Origin of the sequence: Mucilaginibacter terrenus, assembly GCF_003432065.1 — a bacterium.
GTDB lineage: Bacteria > Bacteroidota > Bacteroidia > Sphingobacteriales > Sphingobacteriaceae > Mucilaginibacter > Mucilaginibacter terrenus.
Genome location: NZ_QWDE01000001.1, coordinates 1,812,134 through 1,829,560, shown reverse-complemented (window position 1 = coordinate 1,829,560; position 17,427 = coordinate 1,812,134). Strand labels below are relative to the sequence as shown.

The following is a 17,427-nucleotide window of genomic DNA, read 5'->3' as shown; positions in this document are numbered from 1 at the left end:
GTACATCTCGTGCTTTTTTCACAAATTTGCACCTTATTATAAAGGGGTTTTGGAAGCTTATATTCAAGAGGCACTGTTCGTTCTGTTTCAGCTATGTTTTATTGTTCAGCTGTATTACCTTGTTGGTAACCACAGCCGCCTAGCCGGCTACACCCCTTTACAGGAGCTTCCTAAAGTCGACATCCCAATATCGGTAGTGATCAGCGCCCGTAACGAGTCGCGCAACCTTACCGAAAACCTGCCTTATATTCTCCAGCAGAATTATCCTGATTTTGAAGTTGTGGTAGTGAACGACCGGTCTACCGATGGGTCAGATGAGGTACTGCAAGACATACAAAGAGAGTTTCCGCACCTTAAAATAGTAACCATTACCGAGCACGAACGCTATAAAACCGGTAAGAAGTTTGCCCTAACTTTAGGTATAAAGGCAGCCAAAAACGAGCACCTCTTATTTACTGATGCGGATTGTAAGCCGGCCACCCTGCATTGGATCACCCGTATGGCCGCCAACTTTACCACCCAGGCGCAAATAGTACTAGGCTACTCGCCCTATTACCGTACCCGAAGTTTTTTAAATGCCTTCGTACGTTTTGAGACATTAAAAACGGCTATCAACTATTTGTCCATGGCGCTCGGCGGCGATCCGTACATGGGGATAGGCAGAAACCTTGGTTATACTAAAACCCTGTTTTTCGCTTCCAAAGGCTTTGCTGCGCATATGCACCTTATGTCTGGCGATGATGATTTGTTTGTGAATCAAAATGCCACAGCCAATAATACCATTATAGAAATACACCCCGATACTTTTACTTACACGCCGGCTAAAGAGACTTTTGGGGAATGGTTTACCCAAAAAAAGCGGCACATGGGGGTGGGTAAGGAGTACAGGAACCGCCACCGCCGTATGTTAAGCTTTGATGCTGTTACCGGATTCCTGTTTTACACCTTATTTGTGCTGTGCATTGTATTTAGTTTTGAACCATTGCTTGCTTTAGGTATGCTGGCTTTCAGAATGGTATTACAATTGCTGTTATACAATAAGGTATTTAAGAAGCTTGGCGCGCCCGACATGCTATGGTCACTGCCGTTTTTTGACCTGATATACTATATTTACCTTAACGTATTTGGACTGATAGGGACTTTTATAAAACCTGGCCGATGGAAGTAAACCAAAATTTTACCGAGAACGCAAAGAATGATTTTCACCTGGTGGTGAAGGCAAGGGCGGGCAGCCAGAAAGCGTATGCCGACCTGATGCACCGCTATAAGGATTCTATCTACTTTATGGTTTTGAAAATGGTAAACAACAAAGAGGACGCAATGGACCTTACTGTTGAAACTTTTGCTAAAGCATTTGAAAAGCTGGACAAATACCAACCGGAATTTGCCTTTAGCACCTGGTTGTTTAGGGTTGCTACCAATAACTGTATAGATTTCATCAGGAAGAAAAAGCTTAATACGCAATCTATACACGGGATGATTGATGAGGAGGGCGAAGAAAAACCACTGCAAATTAAGGCAGATACACTTAACCCGGAAGAATCGTCCATTAAAAAGCAGCAAACCGAAGAGCTAAAACTGCTTATAGAAAGTTTACCACCGCGCTACCGAAACCTGATAACCCTGCGCTACTTTGATGAACTGTCTTACGAAGAAATAGCCCAGCAATTAGATTTGCCCCTTGGTACGGTAAAGGCGCAGCTGTTTAGGGCGCGGTATTTACTTGGTAACATCATCAACAGATATAATAAGGATGACATCTGACCTGATCCTGAAGTACTTTCCGGATATTACACCAGCTCAGCAAGAACAATTTGCACGTTTGCAGGAACTTTATACGTTTTGGAACAACCAGATAAATGTAATATCCCGCAAAGATATTGACCTGCTATACGAGCGCCACATACTTCACTCATTAGGGATAGCCAAAGTTATGAGCTTTTTGCCGGGCGAAACCGTACTGGATGTTGGCACCGGCGGAGGATTCCCTGGCATTCCGCTTGCTATTTTATTCCCGAAAACGCAGTTTCACCTGGTAGACTCTATAGGTAAAAAGATAAAAGTGGTTAACGAAGTTGCAGCAGCGTTGAGCCTTACTAATGTTAAAGCTACCCATCAGCGAGCCGAAGAGATAAAGCAAAGATTTGATTTTGTAGTATCGCGGGCGGTTACCCAATTAAAAGATTTTTACCCGTGGGTGAAGGGGAAATTCAACAAAGAAAGCAAGAATACGCTACCCAATGGGATATTGTATTTAAAAGGGGGGGACCTGAAGCAAGAAATTGCCGAGTCGGGTTTAGCCGTTCAGCAATTCTACCTCAGCCAATATTTTGCCGAGGAGTTTTTTGAGACCAAGCAGGTCATCTATGTAAAAGGGTAGTATTTATATTAGTTGTTTTGCGGTGGTACAATTCTAACAGTATCAATTTTTGTCTTAACAACTGGCCTGATATTAATTGATTTTACCTGAGCAACGCGGGGTTCCTTTAGCTGCAGCTTTATCGTATTGTTAGTTTTTGCAGGCTCATCCTTTACCAGTTGTACCGAATCTACATCAATAGAAATAGCCGGTACTAACTTTAACATCGTAATTTCCTTTGCAGGCTTTACTTTGTGCGCTTTTGCAGGAACAGGTGGCGGAGGTGGCGGGATACTACCTGGTTTATCCGGAACTACAATTGGGGGAGGTATACGGATAAGCTTAGGAGCTGTCTTACCTACCTTTTTTGGTGCTTTAGCAGGTGGCGCTGGTGGTGGCGGAAGGGGAACCATTTTCCTGTATTGTTCATCAGTCATTCCCATTATTTGAGCTTGCCCGGCAAAATCAGGCGAGTTTAGAGTTTTGCTGTCAACGGAGGAGACAAAATTGCCACCCAGGATATCAAATATCACTTCCATTTTATAGGTGCCAGGTTTGGCGGTTATTTTACCCGGGAATTTAGGAAGTGCGTTAACGAGTAGATTGTCAAACTGGCCACCTGCTTTCTTGAGCAATTGTACGTTGCTGATCTTACCGGCAGATGTAACATTAAAACTAACCAATGCATTGCCTCTTTCTTCATTTACCAATGCCGTTTTTGGATACTTTATCGCACGGGATAAAAACACATGAACATCAGCAAACCCGTCTTTAACCTCAATTGGGGGAGGGGGAATGGGTCGTTTGTATTTGGGTGTATCGGTATTAATACCCTCTTTAATTACCATTGGCACCTGCATTTTTGTTTTGCTGTCCACATCTATCACCTCAACAGTAAGGCCGCGCATTTTTTTTATATACGCAATATCTTTTTGAGTAACACTTTTTGCTAAGAACATCTTTTTTACACCGCCTTCCGTAAACGAAAGATTGTCAGAGTAGGCCGTTAAGTTGTTCTTTTTGTCGGTGATTTTAAAGTACTTCACCAGCTCAGGCTTTTCTTTAGCCACGTTTTTTGGTGCCAGATCTATAAACGCGTAATCTTTACTGAACACGAGTGTAGATGTGCACAGCATACCCGCGCAAAGCGGTACTGCCAGCAGGTACTTTAGCCTAGCTAAGTTGCCTGATCGTTTTTGGTTTAACATGATTATCCTCTTTTTTAATAGGTTATAATTGAAGAATGAGTGCGCTATGGGAGCGCCCTGCACCCCGTAAGCATTATTCACCAGGAAGGATGAATAGCTTATGGCATCCTGTTCGTAGGCGGCGGTTTGCTCGTCGGCAATGTACTCATGCACCGTACGCAGGCTGCGCTGCACCAGGTAAATGAGTGGGTTAAACCAGTTGATCACTTTTAAAAGCTCAATAAAAATGATATCAGCCGAATGCTTTTGTTTAATGTGCACCAGCTCATGGGCTATAATGGTTTCGGCTCTGGGCAAATCGTCGCCAATGAACAGGTAGTTGAAAAAAGAAAAGGCGGTGTTTGATCCCTTTAGTCGTACCATGGTGTACTTATCAGCATACCTGGACTTGTTACCTCGTGTTAAAGCGGATAGCTTGTACAGCCGATATAGGAGTATACACAGCGCTATAACAACGCCGATTATATAGATACCTAATAGCGTTGTCTCTATTGAAAACGTTACTTCCGGTGTTTTCGGAACACTTGCGTGTGGCATTACTTTAGGTGCAGGAATGTAAACCAGCGGCGATAATTGTATCTGCTCTACAGGTTTTTTAAGCATGCTTAGCTGTGTAAGTGGCAACGTGAAAGCCAGCACACAGCTAAAAAGCAGGTAAATACGCCCAAGCATATAATGTGTCTCGTTGTTCAGGAACAAGCAGTAGCACAAATAAAATACCCCCAGGTAAATATTTGCTTCAATAAGGTAGTGCAGCCAGCTCATTGTTTTTTGTTTTTCAGGTTATTGAGTAGTTCTGTTAGTTCGTCAAGTTCTTTTACGCCGAGATTCTTCTCATCAGCAATAAAGGATACGAGGCTTTTGTAGGAGTCGCTGAAGTAGTTTTTCATCAGCTTATCAAAAGTGAATTTCTTGTATTCGTCTTCGCTTATCACGGGGAAGTACACATGTGAGTTGCCGTAGGCTTTATGGTCCACAAAGCCTTTGCCTTCCAGTACCCTTACTACTGTGGAAACAGTGTTATAAGCAGGTTTTGGATCGGGTAATTGTTCCAGAATATCCTTTACAATACCTTCCTGTAATTGCCACAATATCTGCATTATCTGTTCTTCAGCCTTGGTGAGTTCCTTTATCTTCATAGTAAACTATTTTTGTAGTTAGGCTAAGGTAAAACTATTTTAATAGTTTGCAAACTATTTTTGTAGTTAAGTTGAAATATTTTTTTGCAAGTATTTAGAGCTGATTTTGCTAATTATTTTAGGATTTTACTATTTTAGTGCACCAAAACAGCCATGTCGTTACATCACCAAATAGCTTTAACATTCCTTGATAACATAGGTCCAGTACTCGCACGATCAATGGTGCGGCAGTTTGGCAGTGCCGAGCAGGTGTTCAGGCTTTCTAAAAACGCACTTACAAAAACGCCGGGCGTAGGTCAAAAGCGACTGGAGCAAACCGATTTTGATCAGGCGCTGCGCCGGGCAGAACAGGAGATGTATTTCATAGAGAAGAATAATATAGACGTGTTGTTTTTTAATGATGTACGCTATCCTAAACGGCTAAAGAATTGTAATGACGCGCCTTTACTCTTATACAGCAAAGGAAACGCGAACTTCAATATGCAAAGGGTGGTGAGCATAGTGGGTACCCGGAACGCTACAGACTATGGCCGCAGTTTGTGCCGTCAATTGGTAGAAGAGCTAAAGGAGTATAATGTGCTGGTGGTAAGTGGCCTGGCTCATGGGATAGATGTGGCTGCACATAAGGAATGCGTGAAGATGAATGTACCTACCGTAGGTGTTTTTGCCCATGGTTTAGACCGGTTATACCCGAGCCAGAACCGCCCGACTGCTGAAAAGATGCTGGAGAACGGAGGTTTGCTTACCGAATATCCATCGGGTACACGGCCTGACCGGGAGAAGTTCCCGGCAAGAAATCGTGTTGTGGCCGGTATGGCTGACGCGACAATAGTTGTGGAAGCGGGCCTAAAAGGCGGTGCATTAATCACTGCTGAAATTGCAAATAGCTACGACCGCGATGTGTTTGCTTTTCCGGGCAGGTTAGGGGATGAGTATTCCGAGGGATGCAATTTCCTGATCAGGCACAACAAAGCATCGTTGCTAACCTGTATGGCCGACCTTGCTTACAGCATGGGATGGGAAAAGAACAGCGATGCGAAACCATCAACAGATCAGTTAATACTACCTATTGATCTGTCTGCCGATGAGTTTGCGGTATATACCATCATCCGCGAACACAAAGCACCACTTGCAATTGATGACCTGAGCATAAAAACCAACATGCCCACCAGCCAGTTAGCTATGACGTTGCTGGATATGGAACTACAAGGTTTTATTCGGTCGCTGCCGGGTAAAACCTACTGCGTTAATTAAAGCTTGGGGTTGTCATAGTAAGTAAGCTTGCCGGTGTTTTCATCAACTTCCTGCCAGCTTTCTGCATCAAACTCAATTAATGCTACCGTACCCGGCGGTACGTCTTTAATGGCGCCACTTAAAGTATAAAGCATCTGCTCTACCGCGGGGTTGTGTCCCACAAGGGCTATAAAGTCATGTTCATCTGGCAATCCGTTGATCAATCGTAACAACGTACGGTCTCCTGCTTCATAAATTTCTTTAATTATGGTTGCGGGGTTTAGCTTTAAAATTTCGGTAAAAATATTAGCCGTCGTATGTGTGCGTAGCGCCGGGCTGGTCACCAGTAGTTGCGGGACAATGCCCTTTTCCTGCAGATGTTGCGCCATTGTGGTAGCGCCGTTAACACCTTTTTCAGTAAGCGGGCGTTCAAAATCTGTGTAGCCGGATTCGTGAGTGGCTTTGGCATGGCGTATCAGCAATAGTTTTTTCATAACGTATAAATAAAAAAGAGGAACAGTTGCTGCCCCTCTTTTGATTTAATGCTGGTGATATTTTTAGAAAGAATAACCTAAGCCGATGCCGAAAACACCATTCTTTATTTTAAAGTCGCCACCTCCTGTAGCTGCCTCCGGCAGGATATTGGTGAGGCCCAGGTCATAATTAAAGTGAATAGCTATTCCTTTTTTAAGCTGTAACCCGCCAATAAATTGTACACCGTAATCAGCACGTTTAACGTTATCAGGGCCATCTCCAAATTTTAGATCTTCTTTGGTGTCTGTGCCTTCTGATAAAACTCTTCCGCTTGCAGCAAAACCCATTGCGGCATAAGGGCCTGCACCCAAGTAAATATCACCTATAATAACGGGTGCATGATAAACCAGCGTAACTGGAACTTCTATGTAGTGTAGCTTAACCGTGGTAGAGGAATTTAGGCCGTCTGCCTCTTTTCCGCCCTTGCCACTATAGTATATACCTGGCTGAACAGAAAGTTTTCCCACCTTTAAATCTGCAAAAAAGCCAGCGTTGAAAGCAACCAGATTACCCGTTGAGCCAGATGCATCAAAGCTTTTGCTGGATGCAGATAATGATGCCAGATTTAATCCTCCGCGTATACCTAATTTAGCCGATTGTGCGAACGTGAAAAGCGACGCCGATATAAGCGCCACGCTTAGTAGAATTTTTTTCATGTGATTTGGTTTTATGTTGAGCAAAATTACGTAAAAGTGTTCTTATTGCTCAATGGTTGGGAAAGAGTAGTCGTCGATGTACTTGCTGATTTTGGCTATGACCATAGCTGGTTGGATGCCATGCAGGCAAGCGTAATCTTTTCTGAAACATGGCTTTTGCCCGTAGGTGGAGCAAGGCTGACACTCGATATTGGTGAAGATCATATCGTCTTCAGATTGCCCAAAGCCTTTAAAACCTAAGTAAGGGTGTGTTGCTCCCCATATTGAGACAACCGGTACGCCCTCGAGGGATGCCAGGTGCATACCCGCCGAATCCATGCTTAACATAACGTCAAGCTGCCTGATGAGCAGTTGTTGCTTGGCAATAGATAAACGGCCCACCAGGGAAACTACGTTAGGGTACTTATCTGCCCATTCTTTGCATATCTCAGCTTCGAGCGGAGTGCCACCAAAAAGATAAATAGTTATTTCATGCTGCGACAAGGAACTTATCACCTCCTCCATTAACTCGAAAGGATATATTTTACCACGGTGCTGCGCGAAAGGCGCCACGCCCACCCAGGGTTTAGTTTTGTCGCCGGTGACGGCTGTCACATCCTGATCCCGTATGATTTCTGGCCTGATCCGCTCGTGATGTAACACTACGTTCAGCCCCAGCTTACGAAAAACATCTGCATAGCGTTCTGTTGTTAACTGCTGCTGAACCCTTACCTTGTTTGGGAAACGTGTGAGCAGTTTTTTGCCCTTTCTGCCTTTATCAATAAACTGGTAGGGCAGGCCTGACAGCCTAAATAATATCCGCAAGGCACGGGAGCGCAGGTTATTATGCAGGTCGGCGAGCGCATGGTAGTTATCGCTGTTCTTTAAAAAATTGAAAAGCTGGTATAGCCCGGCAGCTCCCTTGTAACTGTTGTTGAGGTCTACCGGTATGAAAGTTAACCGCTCTATACCTTCAAACAAGCCGCCGAATGCCGGCCGAGATACAAAGCTTATGTGCACATCCGGGTTTTGCGCCAGCACTGCTTTTACCACAGGTACCGTCATGGCTACATCACCTAATGCAGAGAACCGGAATACAAGGATATGCTGTTGAGCCACTTAACCCGCTTTAATACGTTCTATTATGGAAGTTGATGAGTAGCCATCCACCAAACTTATGGTTTTTACCTCGCCACCATTTGCCAGTACTTCTTTTGCCCCGGCTATGTTGTCTATAGTATAGTCTGCGCCTTTTACAAGTATATCGGGCATCAGGTTAACAATCAGATCACGGGGGGTGTCGTCTTCGAATATGGTTATTCCATCTACAAAAAACAGAGCGGCCAGTAATGCTGCACGGTTATTTTGATCGTTTACCGGACGGCTTTCTCCTTTCAAACGTTTTACCGAAGCATCGGAGTTCAAGCCAATTACCAGCTTGTCGCCCAGATCTGCCGCTTTGGCCATGTAGGTGATATGACCGAGATGCAACAAATCGAACACGCCATTGGTAAAAACTACCTTTTTGCCGTCCGCTTTCCAGGTTTGAATCCTTTTGGCCAAGGCATTTGCGTCGGTAATTTTGTGCAATAGCGTTTGTTCCAGGTTTTGGCTCATTTGTCAATTAAGTAAGTGTATTTTGTTGGCGTTCCCTGCGGGCGGGCTTTGCGCTTATACGCCTGCAAGCCTTATCCACAAGCCGGTATCCGCTGCAATCCCTAACGCGAAACTGCTGCGCCTGCCTTTTTCTTTGCAAACACTTTTGTTATCTCATCCAAAGATAAGGCATTCATGCACATTTCGCGGCTCAATCCGCCTTTGCGGGCAACATTCACACCAAATTCCATGTCGTGGAAGCCGGAGTTTCGATGCGCATCTGGGTTTATTGAAAGCATAACACCTTTGTTGAGCGCATATTGATGCCAGCGCCAGTCTAGGTCCAACCGTAAAGGGTTTGAGTTAATTTCTATTACAACTCCGTTTGCGGCACATGCATCAATCACTTTGGCATAGTCAATATCATAACCTTTTCTACTCAGCAGCAGCCTGCCGGTGGGGTGGCCCAGAATGGTAGTATATGGGTTTTCTATTGCTTTTATCAATCGGGCAGTCGCCTTTTCCTCACTCATCTTCAGATTGGAGTGTATCGAGGCAACTATGAAATCGAAGCGATGCAGTATTTCATCCGGGTAATCTAATGAACCATCGTTCAGGATGTCAGACTCGATACCTTTGAAGATTTGAAAACCGTCAAGTTTTCTATTAAGATGATCAATTTCTTCGTGCTGCTGCAATACCCGCTCAATACTTAATCCTTTTGCGTAAAAGGCACTTTTGCTGTGATCGCTTATCCCCAAATACTCCAGCTTTAATTCGTCCCGGCAGTAAATGGCCATTTCTTCCAGCGTGTTTACGCCATCGCTCCAGGTACTATGGTTGTGCATCGTTCCCTTAAGGTCGTGCAGGGTGATGAGGGTAGGTAATGCATCATTATTAGCCTTATCTATAAAGGTGTCACCTTCACGTAGCTCCGGCTGCATCCAGCTCAGGTTTGCCTTTTGGTAAATCAATTCTTCACTTGATGGCAGCTCAAGATCGTTGCTGATGCGTTTCATCACAGCATCAACATGCTCGTCGTTCCCGGTGCTGATGAAGAGTTGCTTGTAATAGTCGGCTTTTTGTACACAGATGATATCAACCAATAAACCGTTGCTCAGTTCGCCACCAATGTGGTTCCCATTAAGTGATACATTCTTCAGAATATTTGATTGCGCCAGCGCATCAAAGGCAACTTGCTGGTTAATACTGCCTACAACAATTACCAGCTCAGATATGATCTCATTCAACCGGCGGAACTCGCCTGCAAAATGCTTTAGTGCGTCTGGGAAAACTCCTTTTATTTCGTCCATTAGCAACGTCGCTTCCGCTTCTACCTGGGCGTACAAAAACTTGCCGTTTCCGGCCATCCGGAATTCAATCACCTTACGGATCTCTTCCTGTGTTTTCAGCCCAAATCCTTTGGCTTCTACAAGCCGGTTTTCGTTACAAGCGTAGTAAAGTTCACCAATGTTCTCTATGCCTAACTCTTTCCAAATAATGGCAACCTTTTTAGGCCCAATCCCCTTAATGCCCATCATTTCTACAATACCCTCAGGTGTTTGGCTGATAAGATCCTGCAGGTCGGTTATGGATCCTGTTTCAAGCAACTCGCATATTTTGGTGGCCGTGCTTTTGCCAATGCCGTCTATTTTAGAAAGCTCGTCCAATGTTTTACCTGCTACCGGGTAGGGTAGTTTATCTACCTTAAAAGCAGCATTTGCCAGTGATTTTATTTTAAAGGGATTCTCGTCATGCAATTCCATTAATTGCGAAAGCAAACGGAGCGTACGGGCGACAGGCTTATTTTCCATAATTGGTTATCAGCAAAAGTACAAAAGCAAATAGAAGTTGTACCATCATTTAACAACTGCTATACACAGGTGTTTTACCGGACGGTGCTTACCAACAAAAAAAGCTGCCCAAGGCAGCTTTTTTAAATAGTTATTAAAATCTTATTAGAAGGTACTCTTAAACCTCATCTATTTAATAACTACGTTGTATGGTAACCGTGCCTGTGGTGTGCGCATCATTTGCGTTACGCCTTTTATCTGCTCGTAATATTTGTAGTTTTCGCCAAGCTCTGCTTTCACGAAATGCACTTTTACATGTGTAGAAAAACCGTCGCCAAACTGTTTAAATATGCTCTTCTGCTCAGGATAGTTTACCAGTTTATAGTCGCTTATTCCCGCTTTCTTTGCAGCAGCATTAACAGCGTCGCTGATGTTTCCTAAACGATCAACCAGGCCAATCTTCAATGCCTGTTCGCCTGTCCAAACGCGGCCCTGGCCAATAGAGTTGATGTACTCCTGTGTTTTATGGCGACCATTGGCCACAGCTTTGGTGAAAGTGTCGTAACCGTGGTTCACGCTTTTTTGCAGCAGCGCGCGCTCTTCGGGAGAGAGTGGACGACTTACATCGCCCAAGTCGGCGTATTTGCCGGTCTTCACGCCATCAAAAGTTACTCCCAGTTTATCATTAAAGAACTTTTGCATATTAGGCAATACAGCGAAGATGCCTATGGAACCCGTAATAGTATTTGGTTCGGCAATTATAGAGTCGGCTGCGCAGGCAATGTAATACCCGCCTGATGCCGCAACATCGCCCATAGATACAATAACCGGCTTTACTTTCTTAGTAAGCATTACTTCACGCCAGATCACGTCCGATGCTAATGAACTGCCGCCCGGAGAATTAACCCTCAATACCACGGCTTTAACCTTATCATCTGTACGTGCTTTGCGAATAGCCTTTGATAAATTTTCAGAACCAATGGTATTGTCGTCGCCATCACCGCCGTTGATCTCGCCGGATGCGTAAACAACAGCTATCTTGTCGCCCGATGATGATTTTTTATCATCGTCGTCGTCACGTTTGGGTGCAGTTTTGGCGTATTCGCCAATTTCAATACTTTTTAAATTGTCCTTCTGTTTAGTATCAGTGCGCTCTTTAAGGTCGCTCAATATCTCGTCCTTATACTTCAAGCCGTCCACCAGTTTGTATTTAAGCGCGTCAGCAGGCTCCTGTATTACGCCATTGTTAGCGTAGTTGAATAAAGAATCTTTACCAATATGGCGGTATTTACTAATTCCGGAAAGGAAATGATCATACATTGACCCTAAATAGGAGGTAACCTGCAGGCGGTTAGCGTCACTCATTTTTGTTAAAAAGAATGGCTCAACCGCGCTTTTGTAAGTCCCCACTTTTATAATTTGTGCTTCAATGCCCAGTTTATCAAGCGCGCCTTTTAAAAAGGTAACTTCTGAACTAAAGCCCCTAAATTCAAATATCCCGTTTGGGTTAACGTAAACCTTATCTGCTACAGATGCCAGGTAGTAAAATCCCTGAGTATATATCTCTGAATAAGCTATTACAAATTTGCCGGAACGTTTAAAATCAATAAGCGCGTTGCGGATCTCTTCGGTAGTAGCCTGGCCGGATAGCATATAGCTTTCGTCCAGGAAGATGCCCTTGATATCGTCGTCGCTCTTGGCTTTTTTAATACTTGCCAGTATATCGTTTAAGCCAGGTGTCTTGTCACTGTCGAAACCCAGAAAGCCAAGTCCTGAAAACGGGTTATTGGGTGTACGTTCGGCAATAGCCCTGTCCAGTTTGATGTGTAGAATAGAATTAGAAGCTACTTCAGGAGCTTTATCAGATCCGGCTGATGCTATAATGCCACCAATAATAACCACGAATAACACTGCCAGGATTATTGTTGATATAACGATGCCGGTAATTGTGGCGAGTACGTATTTAAAGAATTGTTTCATTAACTGCTATAAATCATTTATCTATGCAAACTTACTAAAATAGGTGGTGCTACTTTAAGTTAAGAGCTACTTGTGTAATAATTGTTACAACAATGATTGATGTTTTTTTACTGTTGGGTACCAACCTTGGCGACCGCCACTTGTTTTTGCAGGAGGCAATTCGGCTGATAACACAACAAATAGCGCCTGTAGTAAAAAGTTCGTCGGTTTACGAGACGCAATCCTGGGGAAAGACGGATGAGCCGGATTACCTAAACCAGGTGATTGTATTACAAACTATTTTACCACCAGCAGAGGTGTTAACGCGGATATTGAATATAGAACAGCAAATGGGGCGGAAACGGATGGTGAAATGGGGAGCAAGGACAATAGATATCGATATCCTTTTTTACGGTAATGAGGTGATTAATAACCCCAACCTTATTATCCCTCATCCGCAGCTGCAAAACCGGCGGTTTACGTTAGAGCCATTGGCAGAGATAGCGCCGTACCTTATTCATCCTGTACTTAATAAAAATATTTTAGCACTCAAAAGTTCTCTAAAGGATAGCTTGATAGTAAAAAAGTTATAATTTTGAATGATAAACCTGTACAATGACCGATTTACCAGCTCAAGACCTTGATCTTGCCTTTTTGTATGAGATAGCCGATGGAAGCGACGACTTTATTGTTGACTCGATAGGCATGTTCCTTGACCAGACACCGCAGTTACTTAGCGCTATAGAAGGTGCCATAAACAGCCAGGACTGGCAGACAGCGGCGCAGTCTGCACATAAATTGAAACCAAACCTGGGCTTTTTTGGAATGCCATGGAGCCAGGAAACCATACAACAAGTGGAGATTGCCTGCAAGATGGGAGCAGAAAACCCGGCTGAGATTACAGAAAAATTTAATGCTGTAAAAACGATGGTGAACAACAACCTGGTAGAGCTGGAGAAAATTAAAAAAGAAAAAGAAGCAAACCTTTAAGCTAACACAAGCGGAAAGCTTAAAATATAAAGTTAGTATAACAGAAAAGGCAACCATATCGGTTGCCTTTTCTGTTTATATAATATCTTTCTCTGGCCTCTAGCTCTCGGCTTACTTAAGCTACTTCTTCCAATTTAAAGCTGTAGCTTTCCATTATGAGGTTGGCTAAAAGGTTTTTACAAGCCTGGTCTACTTTTGCACTTGCAGCTTCGGTGCTGTCAGCTTCAATTTCAAGAGAAATGTGTTTGCCTATGCGTACGTTCTGGATTTCAGATAAACCCAGGTTTTTCATGCTGCCGGTAACGGCTTTGCCCTGAGGGTCTAATATTTCTTTTTTCGGCATTACATCTATTTCGGCCAGGAACTTTTTCATCAGCGGGAATGTGTGTTTTAACAAAGTATGTAGTTTGCTAGCTTTGTTTGTGCGAGCTGCTCATCATACCTTCGTTTGCAAATTTAAGTTGAATTAACGACAAGGTGATATACATAACGATAACCACCGGAACTGCCGCAAATTTAAAAAATAGTATGAGTATTGCCGAGAACAGCAGTAATAAATAGCGGTAAAAGTTTTTGTTAAAATCGCTGTTTTTGAATTTGAGCGACATAAGCGGAATTTCGGCAACCAAAAGAGTGCACATTAGCGCTATAAAACAAACCAGCACATATGGGTTTAAAATATAACGGGCAAAACCCTCGTATTGCTGTAATATTAATGGGAATGATGCTATTAATATAGCATTAGCAGGGGTAGGGAGGCCAATAAAACTGTCTGCCTGCCGCGTATCAGTGTTGAATTTGGCTAACCTGAGCATAGAAAAAACCGCCAGCAGGAACGCCAGATAATTAAAGTACTCACTAAAGCCCGGGACTTGCGGTGCACGCAGTAACAGCTCGTATACAATTGCTGATGGCAATACGCCGAAGCTCACCATGTCTGACAGGGAATCGAGATCCTTACCGATGCACGACTGCGAGTTTAAAACCCGGCTTGCAAAACCATCAAAAAAATCAAATATAGCTGCCAGGAAAATGGCATAAGCCGCTATAACCAGGTTATCCTGGAAGGCAAAAACAATGCCCACACATCCGCTAAACAGGTTTGCGCATGTTATGGCATTAGGAAGATGTTTTTTAACCCGCCTCTTCATATTGGTTATGAAGGTATCAATATTTTTGGAAATAACATGGAGTTATAAGTTAACCTTGTGCTAAATTATAACTCCATATACCTAATTATATTATGAGTTCATCGAGATCAAAAACTCTTCGTTGGTTTTTGTGCCACGTATTTGCGCCTGTAAAAACTCCATACTTTCCTGAGAATTCATATCGGCAAGGTGGTTACGCAGTATCCAGATACGTTGCAAGGTCTCACGATCTAACAGCAAATCATCGCGACGGGTGCTTGATGCGGTAATATCGATAGCCGGGAAAATACGTTTGTTAGACAGTTTGCGATCCAACTGAAGCTCCATATTACCGGTACCTTTAAATTCTTCAAAGATAACTTCGTCCATTTTAGAGCCGGTCTCCGTAAGTGCAGTAGCGATAATGGTAAGTGAGCCGCCATCTTCAATGTTACGTGCCGCACCAAAGAAACGTTTAGGTTTATGCAATGCGTTTGCATCCACACCACCTGATAATATTTTACCTGAAGCAGGGGCTACCGTATTGTAAGCACGTGCTAAACGGGTAATCGAGTCGAGCAGGATAACCACGTCATGGCCGCATTCTACCATGCGTTTTGCTTTTTCCAACACGATGTTGGCTATCTTAACGTGGCGTTCGGCCGGTTCATCAAATGTAGATGAAACCACTTCGGCGCGTACGCTGCGTGCCATATCGGTAACCTCTTCGGGGCGTTCGTCTATCAGTAATATAATCAGGTATACTTCAGGGTGGTTTTTAGCTATTGCGTTTGCCACATCCTTCAACAACATGGTTTTACCTGTTTTTGGCTGTGCTACAATTAAACCGCGCTGACCTTTACCTATAGGAGAGAAAAGGTCCATGATGCGGGTGGAATAATTGTTCGCGTCAGTAAACAACGACAATTTCTCCGAAGGGAAAAGCGGTGTTAAGTGATCAAACGGAACCCGATCGCGCACTTCTGCAGGTATACGGCCGTTAATGGCTTCTACACGTACCAGTGGGAAATACTTTTCACCTTCTTTCGGCGGGCGTATGCTGCCACGAACTGTATCGCCGGTTTTTAAACCAAAAAGTTTTATCTGCGACTGCGATACGTAAATATCATCAGGAGAGGTTAGGTAATTATAATCTGAAGAGCGAAGGAAGCCGTAGCCATCAGGCATAATTTCCAGTACGCCTTCATTTACTATCACATTATCAAAATCAAGGTTGATTGCAGGTTCCTGCGATTTTTGCTGATTTTGGTTGTTGTTGTTATTATTATTTGCACGGCGATCAAATTTCTGCGGCCGTGCTGCAGGTTGTTCCGGCGTAGTGATCTGGTTCTCGTCAGCTTGCTCGGTAACCGGAGCAGGGGTTTCCTTTACCGTACCAGGTTGTTCGCCGGTAGGTTGCGGCTGATCGTCAGCTTCGTTAAACTGGTCGTTTGTATCTTTTAAAGGCACCTCCTGGCGCTTTTCTATCTTAGTAGTGCTTTTTACGCTGCGTGTACGTTTGCGCGGCTTGTCATCTTCTTCTGCGGTAGAAGTCTCAGGTTCAGGAGATGAGGTTTTTGGTGTATAGTTATTGTCAACAGTACTCTGTTGCTGGCGCGCTACCTCAATCAGGTTTTGCTGATCGTTTATGGCAGTTATTAGCTGGGCTTTTCTAAGCTCATCAGCTTCAGCAATACCTAAACTTTTAGCAATTTCGCGCAACTCAGAAACGAGTTTGTCGTTCAATTCGATTGTATCAGACATGATATGAATTATAGTTCAAAAGGATTTTAGTTGAAAGATGGTCAACCCTTATTCACAATATTTAAGCCAGCAAGTATCAGCAATAAGTGACGTGGGATAAAAATTGTTTCTTTAGTGCAAGAAGCTGCAAGGGAAAACAGTGCAATTTTAATGAAATTATCTTTAAATGCAAATTTATTAATAAATTAACATTACTAGCATATTTTTTAGTTTTTTTGGTGCGAATTACTCAAGTCTGACACTTATGCTATCCAGAGAGAAATTAATCGATCAAATTAAGTTAAAACGATCCTTTTTATGCGTAGGCCTGGATACAGATGTAGATAAAATTCCCGATTTTTTAAAAAGTTATCCCGATCCGGTGTTGGAATTCAACAGAAGGATCATTGACGCAACACAGGACCTTTGTATCGCATATAAACCCAACGCTGCTTTTTATGAAGCAATGGGAATAAAAGGACTGCAAAGCCTAATTGATACTTATAAATACCTGCCTAAGGATTGCTTAAGCATAATAGACGCTAAGCGTGGCGATATTGGCAACACTTCAGATAATTACGCGAAAGCTTTTTTTAATGAAGAAACCACAGGAATGGGGTTTGATGCAATCACCGTAACCCCGTACATGGGCAATGATAGTGTTACACCATACTTAAAGTACGATGGCAAATGGGTGATCATCCTCGCGCTTACATCTTCTGTTGGTAGTAAAGATTTTCAATATCTGGAGACAGGGAACGGCTTCCTGTATGAAACAGTGATACAAAAAGCTAATACCTGGGCCGGCGCAGACAGGCTGATGTTTGTGGTTGGCGCCACCAAAAGCACCGAATTCACCAACATTCGCAAATACGCGCCGGACAATTTCCTGTTGGTGCCTGGTGTTGGTGCACAGGGTGGAAGTCTGGAAGAAGTATGTAAATATGGGATGACACCCGATTGCGGGTTAATAGTAAATGCCTCCCGTTCCATCATATACGCCAGCAACGGCGAGGACTTTGCAGAAGCTGCTCGTGCGGAAGCGCTAAGTTTGCAAAAGCAAATGGAAGCTGAATTGCAAAAAGCCGGGATCATATAAATTGATGTA

General features: G+C 43.5%; 18 protein-coding genes. 7 read left to right on the top strand and 11 right to left on the bottom strand.

Going from position 1 to position 17,427, the window contains the following annotated elements; all coding sequences use genetic code 11:
* The first annotated feature begins 49 nt into the window (after positions 1–49).
* Genes DYU05_RS08110 through rsmG form a run of 3 tightly spaced genes read left to right on the top strand, consistent with a single transcriptional unit; the run spans position 50 to position 2,380 of the window.
* Positions 50–1,168, top strand: coding sequence for a glycosyltransferase (locus DYU05_RS08110; protein WP_117382446.1), 1,119 nt, complete (start codon positions 50–52; stop codon positions 1,166–1,168).
* Complete coding sequence (locus DYU05_RS08105) at positions 1,159–1,764, top strand: RNA polymerase sigma factor (protein ID WP_117382445.1); 606 nt, start codon at positions 1,159–1,161, stop codon at positions 1,762–1,764. Before DYU05_RS08110 ends, DYU05_RS08105 begins: the two co-directional genes overlap by 10 nt.
* The gene (gene rsmG / locus DYU05_RS08100; protein ID WP_205771818.1) at positions 1,754–2,380 is read left to right on the top strand and encodes a 16S rRNA (guanine(527)-N(7))-methyltransferase RsmG; all 627 of its coding nucleotides are present in this window, start codon (positions 1,754–1,756) and stop codon (positions 2,378–2,380) included. Before DYU05_RS08105 ends, rsmG begins: the two co-directional genes overlap by 11 nt.
* Before the next feature lie 8 nt (positions 2,381–2,388).
* On the opposite strand, the gene DYU05_RS08095 is transcribed toward rsmG, so the two are convergent.
* Positions 2,389–4,332: a M56 family metallopeptidase gene (locus DYU05_RS08095; protein ID WP_117382444.1), complete on the bottom strand. Its 1,944-nt coding sequence runs from the start codon at positions 4,330–4,332 to the stop codon at positions 2,389–2,391.
* The gene (locus tag DYU05_RS08090; protein ID WP_117382443.1) at positions 4,329–4,706 is read right to left on the bottom strand and encodes a BlaI/MecI/CopY family transcriptional regulator; all 378 of its coding nucleotides are present in this window, start codon (positions 4,704–4,706) and stop codon (positions 4,329–4,331) included. The genes DYU05_RS08095 and DYU05_RS08090 overlap by 4 nt, the downstream gene beginning before the upstream one ends.
* A 153-nt stretch (positions 4,707–4,859) precedes the next feature.
* Between DYU05_RS08090 and dprA the strand changes: the two genes are divergently transcribed.
* Positions 4,860–5,960, top strand: coding sequence for a DNA-processing protein DprA (dprA, locus tag DYU05_RS08085; RefSeq protein ID WP_117382442.1), 1,101 nt, complete (start codon positions 4,860–4,862; stop codon positions 5,958–5,960).
* Here dprA and DYU05_RS08080 read toward each other — a convergent pair.
* From DYU05_RS08080 to sppA, 6 genes are all read right to left on the bottom strand, one after another.
* A complete protein-coding gene (locus tag DYU05_RS08080) occupies positions 5,957–6,433 on the bottom strand; it encodes a SixA phosphatase family protein (RefSeq protein WP_117382441.1) in 477 nt (158 codons plus the stop codon). The genes dprA and DYU05_RS08080 overlap by 4 nt on opposite strands.
* Positions 6,434–6,496: 63 nt before the next feature.
* Complete coding sequence (locus tag DYU05_RS08075; protein WP_117382440.1) at positions 6,497–7,129, bottom strand: porin family protein; 633 nt, start codon at positions 7,127–7,129, stop codon at positions 6,497–6,499.
* 42 nt (positions 7,130–7,171) lie between these two features.
* Positions 7,172–8,227 carry a glycosyltransferase family 9 protein gene (locus DYU05_RS08070; RefSeq protein ID WP_117382439.1) on the bottom strand — a complete coding sequence of 352 codons (1,056 nt, stop codon included), beginning with the start codon at positions 8,225–8,227 and terminating at the stop codon, positions 7,172–7,174.
* Positions 8,228–8,725: a D-glycero-beta-D-manno-heptose 1-phosphate adenylyltransferase gene (gene rfaE2 / locus DYU05_RS08065; RefSeq protein ID WP_117382438.1), complete on the bottom strand. Its 498-nt coding sequence runs from the start codon at positions 8,723–8,725 to the stop codon at positions 8,228–8,230.
* Between the two features lie 101 nt (positions 8,726–8,826).
* Positions 8,827–10,518: a DNA polymerase/3'-5' exonuclease PolX gene (locus DYU05_RS08060; protein WP_117382437.1), complete on the bottom strand. Its 1,692-nt coding sequence runs from the start codon at positions 10,516–10,518 to the stop codon at positions 8,827–8,829.
* 168 nt (positions 10,519–10,686) lie between these two features.
* On the bottom strand, positions 10,687–12,477 hold the full coding sequence (gene sppA, locus DYU05_RS08055) for a signal peptide peptidase SppA (protein WP_117382436.1): 1,791 nt from the start codon (positions 12,475–12,477) through the stop codon (positions 10,687–10,689).
* Positions 12,478–12,569: 92 nt separating this feature from the next.
* On the opposite strand from sppA, the gene folK reads away from it, so the two are divergent.
* A complete protein-coding gene (gene folK / locus DYU05_RS08050) occupies positions 12,570–13,049 on the top strand; it encodes a 2-amino-4-hydroxy-6-hydroxymethyldihydropteridine diphosphokinase (RefSeq protein WP_117382435.1) in 480 nt (159 codons plus the stop codon).
* Between the two features lie 22 nt (positions 13,050–13,071).
* Positions 13,072–13,446, top strand: a complete 375-nt coding sequence (locus DYU05_RS08045; RefSeq protein ID WP_117382434.1) for an Hpt domain-containing protein — start codon at positions 13,072–13,074, stop codon at positions 13,444–13,446.
* Between the two features lie 115 nt (positions 13,447–13,561).
* Here the strand turns inward: DYU05_RS08045 and purS are convergent, their stop codons facing one another.
* From purS to rho, 3 genes are all read right to left on the bottom strand, one after another.
* A complete protein-coding gene (gene purS, locus DYU05_RS08040) occupies positions 13,562–13,843 on the bottom strand; it encodes a phosphoribosylformylglycinamidine synthase subunit PurS (RefSeq protein ID WP_235853972.1) in 282 nt (93 codons plus the stop codon).
* Positions 13,844–13,856: 13 nt separating this feature from the next.
* Positions 13,857–14,597 (bottom strand): CDP-diacylglycerol--serine O-phosphatidyltransferase, encoded by a 741-nt coding sequence (pssA, locus tag DYU05_RS08035; RefSeq protein ID WP_117382432.1) that lies wholly within the window; start codon positions 14,595–14,597, stop codon positions 13,857–13,859.
* 90 nt (positions 14,598–14,687) lie between these two features.
* On the bottom strand, positions 14,688–16,340 hold the full coding sequence (gene rho, locus DYU05_RS08030; protein WP_117382431.1) for a transcription termination factor Rho: 1,653 nt from the start codon (positions 16,338–16,340) through the stop codon (positions 14,688–14,690).
* Between the two features lie 244 nt (positions 16,341–16,584).
* On the opposite strand from rho, the gene pyrF reads away from it, so the two are divergent.
* Positions 16,585–17,418, top strand: a complete 834-nt coding sequence (gene pyrF, locus DYU05_RS08025; RefSeq protein ID WP_117382430.1) for an orotidine-5'-phosphate decarboxylase — start codon at positions 16,585–16,587, stop codon at positions 17,416–17,418.
* Positions 17,419–17,427: the final 9 nt, after the last annotated feature.